Below are 10,000 nucleotides of genomic sequence, written 5' to 3' on the forward strand. Positions count from 1 at the left end.
GTTGTTTGTAGCTTTGACTGTTACACCTTATTTGGGTTATCATTTATTACATGAAAAAGACGAGCAAGAGCAAAAAGAAGAACAAGGTTTAGAAACTTCTAGAATTTATAAAATTTACAAAAAAATTGAGCAACCGCTTTTAGACAACTCTAAGAAACGTAATCTAATGTTTTTGATTACAGGTGTTTTGTTAATCGGTTCAGTTTTGATGTTTTTTACAAAATCGGTAGCGGTGAAAATGTTGCCTTTTGATAACAAAAACGAATTCCAAGTGGTAATCGATATGCCAGAAGGAACTACATTAGAAAGAACCGCAGCGGTTACTAAAGAGATTGCACAATATCTTTCAACAGTTCCTGAAGTGGTGGATTATCAAAATTATATAGGTGCATCTGCTCCAATAACCTTTAACGGTTTGGTACGTCATTACGATATGCGCGGTGGAAGCAATATGGCGGATATTCAAGTGAATTTATTACACAAAGAAGATAGAGATTTACAAAGTCACGATATAGCAAAAGTAGTGCGTCCAGAAGTACAAAAAATTGCTAAAAAATATGGTGCTAATGTAAAAATTGTTGAAGTTCCGCCAGGACCACCCGTTTTATCTACTTTAGTGGCTGAGGTTTACGGACCTGATTATGAAGAGCAAATTAAAGTGGCGAATCAAGTGAAAACCATTTTAGAAACTACTTCTGATGTAGTAGATACGGATTGGATGGTAGAAGCTCCTCAAGTAGAATACAAATTGGAAGTGGATAGAGAAAAAGCCATGTTAAATGGAATTGCTCCACAGCAAGTAGTCGGTAATTTGACTTATTTGTTAAGAGAAATGCCAGTTTCTAACTTGTATGATGAACGTTCGAATAACCCTGTAGGAATCACACTATCCTTAGCAGACAAAGACAAAACTTCGATGCAAGACATTCAAAATTTGAAAATCAAAGGAAGTCGTGGTAATGTTGTTCCTGTGAGTGATTTGGTAAAAGTTACTACGGATACTTTACAAAATACCATTTATAGAAAAGATCAAAAACGAGTAGTATATGTTTTAGCCGATATGGCAGGAGCCTTAGAAAGTCCGGTTTATGCGATTTTGGGAATGAATGAGAAGTTAGAAAAAATGCAATTACCAAAAGGTTACAAAGTAAACGAATTGTATATCGGTTCACCATCAGACGAAAGTGATTTCACTGTAAAATGGGATGGCGAATGGCAAATTACTTTAGAAGTGTTTCGTGATTTAGGAGCAGCGTTCTTAGTTGTAATTATCGTGATTTACATGCTGATTGTAGGTTGGTTTCAAAATTTCAAAACACCTTTAGTCATGATGGTTGCGATTCCGCTTTCTTTGGTCGGAATTGTGTTAGGTCACTGGTTGTTAGGGGCTTTCTTTACTGCAACTTCATTTATTGGAATGATTGCTTTAGCGGGAGTCATGGTGCGAAATTCAGTCTTGCTGATTGACTTTATCGAAATTCGTTTGAACGATGGAATTCCAATGAAACAAGCTATCATTGAAGCTGGAGCCGTTAGAACCACTCCAATTTTATTAACGACTGGAGCAGTGGTAATCGGAGCCTCAATTATCTTGTTTGATCCAATTTTTCAAGGATTAGCTATTTCGTTAGTCGCAGGAGCGATTGTTTCAACATTGTTGACATTAATCGTGGTGCCTTTGATTTACTACATTGTAGAACGAAAAAAATGGGAGAAAAATAATTAAATAACAACCTGACAGGTTTCAAAAACCTGTCAGGTTTAAATAAAAAAAACATGAAATTAGTAGTAATCACCGCCATAGCAGATTTTGAAAAAGATATCAAAAAAATGCTAAAAGAAGCAAAAGTAAAATCCTATTCGTACCGCGATGTAAAAGGTTTTAGAGATGCTTCAGAAGAAAGTGTAGAAGATAATTGGTTTGGTTCGGAAATGAATGAAACTGATTCGGTAGTGTTTTATGCTTTCATTTTACAACAAAATTTAGATGCTCTATTTGATGAGGTCACAGAATTTAATAAAAAACTTGAATCAGTTTCAAAAGTACATTTAGCCGTTTTATCGGTAGAAAAATATAATTAAAAATCAAAAATTATGATCAACAGAATTGTTAGAGCAGTAGCTGGAACCTTTATTATTTTAAGTGTTCTTTTAGGAATGTATGTAAACCAAAATTGGTATTGGTTTACCCTTTTTGTAGGAGCCAATTTGCTTCAATCTTCTTTCACTAAATGGTGTTTAATGGAAGATATTTTAAGAAAAGTATTTAAGATTCAAGATTAAATTATACTATTTTTCATAATTTAGCGTTAACAAACAAAACAAAAAATTATGAAAAAACTAAAATTAATTTCAATTTTATCATTTCTTTTCTTGCTGAACGTAGCTTCCATGTGTAGCGACGATGATGATACTTCAAGTCAAGTGTCAAATCCGACAGAAATTACTTCGACTGTAACAGATGGGCAGTGGATAGTAACTTTATATAAAGAGAATGATGTGGTAAAAACCAATAATTACTCAGGTTATAATTTTACGTTTGGAACTGATAGTGCTTTATCTGCTACTAATGGAACTACAACACAATCGGGTGATTGGAGTACTTACGCCGATAGTGGTTACACTAAGTTAGATATGATGTTTACTGCACTTGACGGTCCCTTTGAAGAAATTAGCGAAGATTGGAATGTGATTTCTAGAACCGCTACTAAAATCGAATTAAAGCACGTAAGTGGTGGTGATGGTAGTATTGATTATCTTACTTTAGAAAAAGATTAAAATCAATAAATTATAATAAAAAACCAGCTTTTTATAGCTGGTTTTTTTATTTAAAACAAACCTATTTTCTCACTTTGCAACTTTATAACTTTATCTTATCTTTGCACTTCATTAAACAAAAACAGAATCATGTTTGATAATTTAAGCGATAAGTTAGATAAAGCGTTTCATATATTAAAAGGACACGGTAAAATTACCGATGTTAACGTTGCCGATACTCTTAAAGAAGTTCGTAGAGCTTTATTAGATGCCGACGTAAATTTTAAAATTGCAAAAGATTTTACTACAAGAGTAAAAGAAAAAGCAATTGGTGAAAACGTATTAACTACGTTACAACCTGGTCAGTTAATGATTAAAATCGTTAAAGATGAGTTGACTGAATTAATGGGTGGTGATGCTGCTGGAGTAAATCTTTCTGGAAATCCTTCTGTAATCTTAATGTCGGGTTTACAAGGTTCTGGTAAAACTACTTTTTCTGGAAAATTAGCGAACTTTCTAAAAACTAAAAAGAATAAAAAACCTTTATTGGTTGCTTGTGATATCTATCGTCCTGCAGCAATTAATCAGTTGCACGTAGTAGGTGGACAAATTGGTGTTGAAGTATATTCAGAACCAGAAAATAAAAATCCTGTTGAAATTGCTCAAAATGCTATCAAACATGCAAAAGCGAATGGTTTCAACGTAGTCATCATCGATACCGCTGGTCGTTTGGCTGTGGATGAGGAAATGATGAACGAAATCGCTAATGTTCACAAAGCAATTCAACCACAAGAAACGTTATTTGTTGTGGATGCGATGACTGGACAAGATGCGGTAAACACAGCAAAAGCTTTCAACGATAGATTGAATTTTGACGGAGTTATCTTAACGAAGTTAGATGGTGATACGCGTGGTGGAGCAGCAATTTCGATTAAATCGGTAGTGAATAAACCAATTAAATTCATCGGTACTGGTGAAAAAATGGAAGCTATCGATGTGTTTTATCCAAATCGTATGGCGGATAGAATCTTAGGAATGGGAGACGTAGTTTCCTTAGTGGAAAGAGCACAAGAGCAATACGACGAAGAAGAAGCAAGAAAATTACAAAAGAAAATCGCTAAAAACGAATTTGGTTTTGACGATTTCTTAGCGCAAATTCAGCAAATCAAGAAAATGGGGAACATGAAAGACCTTGTTGGAATGATTCCAGGTGCTGGAAAAGCGTTAAAAGATGTTGAAATTGAAGACGATGCGTTCAAACATATTGAAGCTATCATCCAATCGATGACACCAGCTGAAAGAAGTAAACCATCATTAATTGATGTAAAACGTAAAACCAGAATTGCCAAAGGTTCGGGAACAAAAATTGAGCAAGTCAACCAATTGATGAAACAATTCGACCAAATGAGCAAAATGATGAAAATGATGCAAGGTGGCGCGGGTAAAAACCTGATGAAAGCCATGGGCGGAATGAAAGGCATGAGATAATAAGTAGAGACGCGATTCATCGCGTCTTTTTTATAGCATAAAAACAACAAACAACACAACAAAATGCAATTATTAGACGGAAAAAAAGTATCGGAAGATATTAAAAATGAGATTGCGGCTGAGGTAGCGCAAATGAAAGCCAAAGGTGAAAAAGTTCCTCATTTAGCAGCCATTATCGTTGGGAATGACGGAGCAAGTTTAACCTATGTAGGAAGCAAAGTAAAATCGTGCGAGCGAGTAGGATTTGAATCGACTTTGATTAAAATGCCAAGTACCACTTCGGAAACAGAGCTTTTGAAAAAAATCAAAGAATTGAATGAGAATGATGATATTGATGGATTCATTGTTCAGTTGCCTTTGCCAAAACAAATCGATACCCAAAAAATTATTGAAGCGATTGATCCAAGTAAAGATGTAGATGGTTTTCATCCTGAAAACTTTGGAAAAATGGCGTTAGATATGTCTACTTTTATTCCAGCTACACCTTTTGGAATTTTAGAATTATTAGAACGTTATAATGTGCCAACCGATGGTAAACACACTGTAGTTATCGGAAGAAGCCACATCGTAGGAAGACCAATGGGAATTTTAATGGGAAGAAAAGGATTTCCTGGGAATTCAACTGTAACTGTTACGCACAGTCATTCTAAAAATATCAATCAAATTACGTCTCAAGCCGATATTATTATTTCTGCATTAGGAGTTCCAAACTTTTTGAAAGCAGAAATGGTTAAAGATGATGTAGTAGTAATCGACGTAGGAATCACTAGAGTAGAAGACGAAACTACTGAAAAAGGATATAGAATTGTAGGAGACGTAGACTACGAAAACGTTTCTAAAAAAGCTTCATTCATTACGCCAGTTCCAGGGGGAGTTGGACCTATGACAATTGCAATGTTGTTGAAAAATACTTTGTTAGCAAGAGAGCAGAAGAGAAATAGATAATAACAAAACCAAATAAAATTAAAAAGCCATTTCAAACGAAATGGCTTTTCTTTTATCTTTTCTGATAATCCGAAGTAAAGAATAATTCTACTGTTGGATATTTTTGTTGTGTCATTTGGATAGAAAAGTCGCTATCGGCTAAGAACACCAATTGTCCGTATTTATCATGACCTAAGAATTTTTGTTTCACACGTTTAAATTCGGCAAACTCGGTATTTTTAGGATCTTGTGGTTTTACCCAACATGCTTTAAACGCAGGGAAAGTTTCATACGTACATTTCGCACCATATTCATGCTCTAAGCGGTATTGAATAACTTCATATTGAAGCGCTCCTACGGTTCCAATTACTTTTCTTCCGTTCATTTCTAAGGTAAACAACTGCGCCACACCTTCGTCCATTAACTGGTCAACTCCTTTTTCTAGTTGTTTTGCTTTTAATGGGTCAGCGTTATTAATGTATCTAAAATGCTCTGGAGAGAAACTCGGAATTCCTTTGAAATTCATGATTTCGCCTTCGGTTAATGTATCTCCAATTTTGAAGTTTCCTGTATCGTGTAAACCTACGATATCTCCTGGATATGAAATATCAACAATTTCTTTTTTCTCAGCAAAAAACGCATTCGGACTCGAGAATTTTAAATTCTTTCCTAAACGAACATGTAAATACGGTTTGTTTTTTTCAAACGTTCCCGATACAATTTTGATAAAAGCCAAACGGTCTCTGTGTTTTGGATCCATGTTAGCATGAATTTTAAATACAAATCCGCTTAATTTTTCTTCTTCTGGTCTTACTAATCTGGTGTCTGATTCTTTTGGTCTAGGAGTTGGAGCAATTTCAACGAAACAGTCTAACAATTCGCGAACACCAAAATTATTCAAAGCCGAACCAAAGAACACCGGTTGTAAATCGCCTTCCAAATATTCTTCACGGCTAAATGGAGGATACACTTCATCGATTAATTCCAATTCTTCTCTTAATCGGTTTGCTGGTTTTTCACCAATAATTCCTTCTAATTCTGGACTGTTGATGTCGTTAAAAGCAATCGTTTCTTCAATATTTTTACGACTATCCCCTTCAAAAAGGTTGATATTCTTTTCCCAAATATTATAAATTCCTTGAAAATCGTATCCCATTCCAATTGGAAAACTCAATGGTGTAACGCGAAGTTTTAGTTTTTTCTCTACTTCATCCATCAAATCGAAGGCATCTTTTCCTTCACGGTCTAATTTGTTAATGAAAACAATCATCGGAATGTTTCGCATTCTACAAACTTCTACCAATTTTTCAGTTTGTTCCTCAACCCCTTTTGCAACGTCAATTACAACAATTACACTATCAACAGCGGTTAACGTTCTAAACGTATCTTCTGCAAAGTCTTTGTGACCTGGTGTATCTAAGATGTTGATTTTTTTATCTTTATAATTGAAAGCCAAGACCGAAGTCGCAACCGAAATTCCTCTTTGTCTCTCAATCTCCATGAAATCGGAAGTAGCACCTTTTTTAATTTTATTACTTTTTACGGCTCCAGCTTCCTGAATTGCGCCTCCAAACAACAATAATTTCTCGGTTAAAGTCGTTTTTCCGGCATCGGGATGCGAGATAATTCCAAAAGTTCGTCTTCTTGCTATTTCTTCTATAAAACTCATTATTCAAAATTTTGTGCAAAAGTAACTTTTTTTTGCAGAAATTTCTGTTAATAGTCGCTTATAAATGTTGTGGAATAGTCTCGAATTGTTATTTTTGTCGATTACAACTTAAAATGTATAAATTAATATGAAAATTAATCGCCTACTTATTTTTGGTTTTTTACTTGTTCAATCGTTTTTGTTTGCCCAAACGAAAGAAGTTTTATTTACGATTGACAATCATCCGTATTACACAGATGAATTTATTAGAGTTTACAATAAAAATTTAGATTTAGTTAAAGATGATTCTCAGAAAGATTTAGACAAATATTTGGATTTGTTTCTTGGGTACAAATTAAAAGTTGAAAAAGCGAATAAAATAGGTTTGCAAAACGGAACTTCGTATCAAAACGAGTTGAAATCATATAGAAATCAATTATCTAAGAATTATGTTAATGATTCTAAAGTTACCAACGAATTGGTGCATGAAGCTTATGATAGAATGCAACAAGAAGTTAGAGCTTCACATATTTTAATTTTAGTTGACGAAGGCGCATTGCCACAAGATACTTTAAAAGCGTACAATAAAATTTTAGATATTAAAAAAAGATTAGATGCTAGAGAAGACTTCGTAACTGTTGCAAAACAAACATCTGAAGATCCATCGGTAAAAGAAAATAATGGTGATTTAGGTTATTTTTCTGCCTTTAGAATGGTATATCCGTTTGAAAATGCGGCTTATAAAACTAAAGTTGGACAGGTTTCAAAACCATTCCGCACTCGTTTTGGATATCATATTGTAAAAGTAGTTGATAAAAGAGCGAATAGAGGAGAAGTTACGGTGGCTCACATTATGATTGTTAAGCCAAATATTCCTGATGCAGCGCAACATGAAAAAGCAAAAGCTACTATTGAAGATATTTATAAAAAAATTCAACAAGGAGAAAGCTTTGAGGCTTTGGCCCAACAATTTTCGGAAGACAAATCTTCTGCTTCAAAAGGAGGAGTATTACAACGTTTTGGTTCGGGGCAATTGAGTTCAGAAGAATTTGAAAATGTGGCTTTTGAATTAAAAGATAAAAATCAAATTTCGGCTCCTTTTCAATCGCAATTTGGATGGCATATTATTAAATTGATTGAGAAACATCCGGTTCGTTCTTTTGATGATATGAAAGGGGAATTAGAAGATAAAATTAGAAAAGACGAGCGTTCTTTATTAATTACAAATTCATTAGCTAAAAAATTAAGAGCAAAATATACTGTTGTTAAAGATGTTAAAGCATTGGCTCAAGTTAAAAAATCAGTAACAGATGCTTTTTATTCTCAAACTTGGGAAGTGCCTGCAATTACTAAAGAAGGAAATGTAACGGTTTTAACTATTGATAAAACAAAGAAAATAACTTCGCCAACGTTCCTTAATTTTGTGTATTCGCAACAAAAATCAAATATTAAAACTAAACCAGTTACTAAATTAACGGATGAATTGTTCGAGAAATTTACAGACGAACAGTTAATTGGTTATTATAATGAAAATTTAGAAAACGAATTTCCTGAGTTTAGATATGTGATGGATGAATATCGTGATGGTTTATTGTTGTTTGATTTGATGGAAAAAGAAATTTGGAACAGAGCCAAATCCGACACAACAGGTTTAATGAATTTCCACAAAGCCAATATTCAAAACTACCAGTGGAAAAAAAGATATAATGTAGATATTTTGTCGTCAACAGATAAAGGTACTATTGAAAAAGCTCAAAAATTCCTTAAAAAAGGGAAGTCAATTGATTATATCAAAGAAAAGTTAAATCAAGATGGTAAGGTAAACATCATGGTAAAATCTGGTCTTTACGAAGAAGATTATGATATTTTATCACAATATCCAAATGTTAAAACTGGAGTAACTTCAGTAGTTAATAAAGATAAGTACTATTTTGTAGTCAATGTTAAGGATACAAAAGAAGCAGGTCCAAAAGAATTTATCGATTGTAAAGGAAGAGTCATTAGCGATTACCAACAGTATTTGGAAAACAATTGGGTTGATGAATTGAAAAGGGAATTCCAAATTAAAGTGAATACAGATGTATTTGCAAAAGTAAAACAGCAATTAGCAAAATAGCAATATGAGGTTTTGGATTACAATATTTTTACTTAGCGCTATGGTTGTTTCGTGCGATTATTTTAAAGCACCAAAGAAACCAAAAGCAATAGCACGTGTGGGTGAAAATTATTTATTCCAAGATGATATTGTAGATTTAGTACCAAAAGGGACTTCGAAAAAAGATAGTATTGCGATAGTAAAAGCGTTTATTGATAGATGGGCTACTCAAAAATTATTATTTGAAGCAGCGGAACGTAATATAGGAAAGGACAAGGCCTCTGAATTTAATGCGTTAATCGATCAGTATAAAGTTGATTTGTACACAAAAGATTATATTGAAAGTTTGGTTGTTAGACAAATAGATACAGTTGTTTCTGAGGCTCAAATTGAAGCGTATTATGCAAAAAATAAGCAGTATTTTAAAAATTCTTCAGAGTTGGTAAAACTTCGTTATATTAATTTAGTTAAAGAAAATCCAAAATTCGCAAAAATTAAATCAAAGTTTAGTTCCTTTACCAAAAAAGATAGAAAAGAGTTAGAACAGCTTGCGGTTCAGTTCAAAAGTTATGCTTTTAATGATTCTATCTGGGTGGATATTAATCAGGTTTATGAAAAAATTCCGTTTATTAATTTAGAGAATAAACAAAAATATATTTCAAGTGGTATGAATTTTCAATATCCTGATTCTACAACGGTTTGGTTGGTTAAAGTGAATAATGTTTTGCCAAAAGATAGTCCAACACCTTTGGAATTTTTAAGACCCACAATAAAACAAATTATCATTAATAATAGAAAGTTAGATTTAATAAATACAATAGAAAAAGAGATTACGAATGACGCCATCAAAGACAACAAGTATGAGATTTATAAATAAAAAATTCCTTTTATCCCTTTTAATTTTAGTAACCACAACCGTTTTTGCTCAAACAAAACGTGAAAAAGTGGATGGAGTAATAGGAGTTGTGGGAGATTATGTAGTATTAGATTCAGATATTGATCTAGAATTAATTCAATTAAGAGCACAAGGAATTGATACGAAAAACATTACCCGATGTGAATTATTTGGTAAACAGTTAGAGGATAAA

9 protein-coding genes and 1 pseudogene are annotated in these 10,000 nt (G+C 33.3%); 9 read left to right on the forward strand and 1 reads right to left on the reverse strand.

Annotated features, from left to right (window positions below; translation table 11 throughout):
• The 6 genes from LDL23_RS06080 to LDL23_RS06105 all read left to right on the forward strand — a co-directional run.
• Positions 1 to 1,726, forward strand: a 1,726-nt coding sequence (locus tag LDL23_RS06080) for an efflux RND transporter permease subunit (RefSeq protein ID WP_291264913.1), incomplete at its 5' end; no start/stop codon positions are given.
• Positions 1,727 to 1,776: 50 nt separating this feature from the next.
• Positions 1,777 to 2,082 (forward strand): hypothetical protein, encoded by a 306-nt coding sequence (locus tag LDL23_RS06085; RefSeq protein ID WP_291264914.1) that lies wholly within the window; start codon positions 1,777 to 1,779, stop codon positions 2,080 to 2,082.
• A gap of 12 nt (positions 2,083 to 2,094) precedes the next feature.
• Entirely contained in the window at positions 2,095 to 2,283 is a 189-nt protein-coding gene (locus LDL23_RS06090) for a DUF2892 domain-containing protein (RefSeq protein WP_291264915.1), read from the forward strand.
• 48 nt (positions 2,284 to 2,331) lie between these two features.
• Entirely contained in the window at positions 2,332 to 2,778 is a 447-nt protein-coding gene (locus LDL23_RS06095) for a hypothetical protein (protein ID WP_291264916.1), read from the forward strand.
• 129 nt (positions 2,779 to 2,907) lie between these two features.
• The gene (gene ffh, locus LDL23_RS06100) at positions 2,908 to 4,245 is read left to right on the forward strand and encodes a signal recognition particle protein (protein WP_026724554.1); all 1,338 of its coding nucleotides are present in this window, start codon (positions 2,908 to 2,910) and stop codon (positions 4,243 to 4,245) included.
• A 63-nt stretch (positions 4,246 to 4,308) separates the two neighbouring features.
• Positions 4,309 to 5,190 carry a tetrahydrofolate dehydrogenase/cyclohydrolase catalytic domain-containing protein gene (locus LDL23_RS06105; protein ID WP_291264917.1) on the forward strand — a complete coding sequence of 294 codons (882 nt, stop codon included), beginning with the start codon at positions 4,309 to 4,311 and terminating at the stop codon, positions 5,188 to 5,190.
• 52 nt (positions 5,191 to 5,242) lie between these two features.
• Here LDL23_RS06105 and LDL23_RS06110 read toward each other — a convergent pair whose 3' ends face one another.
• On the reverse strand, positions 5,243 to 6,838 hold the full coding sequence (locus tag LDL23_RS06110; RefSeq protein WP_291264918.1) for a peptide chain release factor 3: 1,596 nt from the start codon (positions 6,836 to 6,838) through the stop codon (positions 5,243 to 5,245).
• 127 nt (positions 6,839 to 6,965) lie between these two features.
• Between LDL23_RS06110 and LDL23_RS06115 the strand changes: the two genes are divergently transcribed.
• The 3 genes and pseudogenes from LDL23_RS06115 to LDL23_RS06125 all read left to right on the forward strand — a co-directional run.
• Positions 6,966 to 8,933: a peptidylprolyl isomerase gene (locus tag LDL23_RS06115; protein WP_291264919.1), complete on the forward strand. Its 1,968-nt coding sequence runs from the start codon at positions 6,966 to 6,968 to the stop codon at positions 8,931 to 8,933.
• Positions 8,934 to 8,937: 4 nt separating this feature from the next.
• On the forward strand, positions 8,938 to 9,789 hold the full coding sequence (locus LDL23_RS06120; RefSeq protein WP_291264920.1) for a hypothetical protein: 852 nt from the start codon (positions 8,938 to 8,940) through the stop codon (positions 9,787 to 9,789).
• Positions 9,773 to 10,000, forward strand: a pseudogene (locus LDL23_RS06125) (peptidylprolyl isomerase); the annotation flags it as partial. The gene LDL23_RS06120 and the pseudogene LDL23_RS06125, both read left to right, overlap by 17 nt.

Source organism: Flavobacterium sp. (genome assembly GCF_020217025.1).
Taxonomy (GTDB): domain Bacteria; phylum Bacteroidota; class Bacteroidia; order Flavobacteriales; family Flavobacteriaceae; genus Flavobacterium.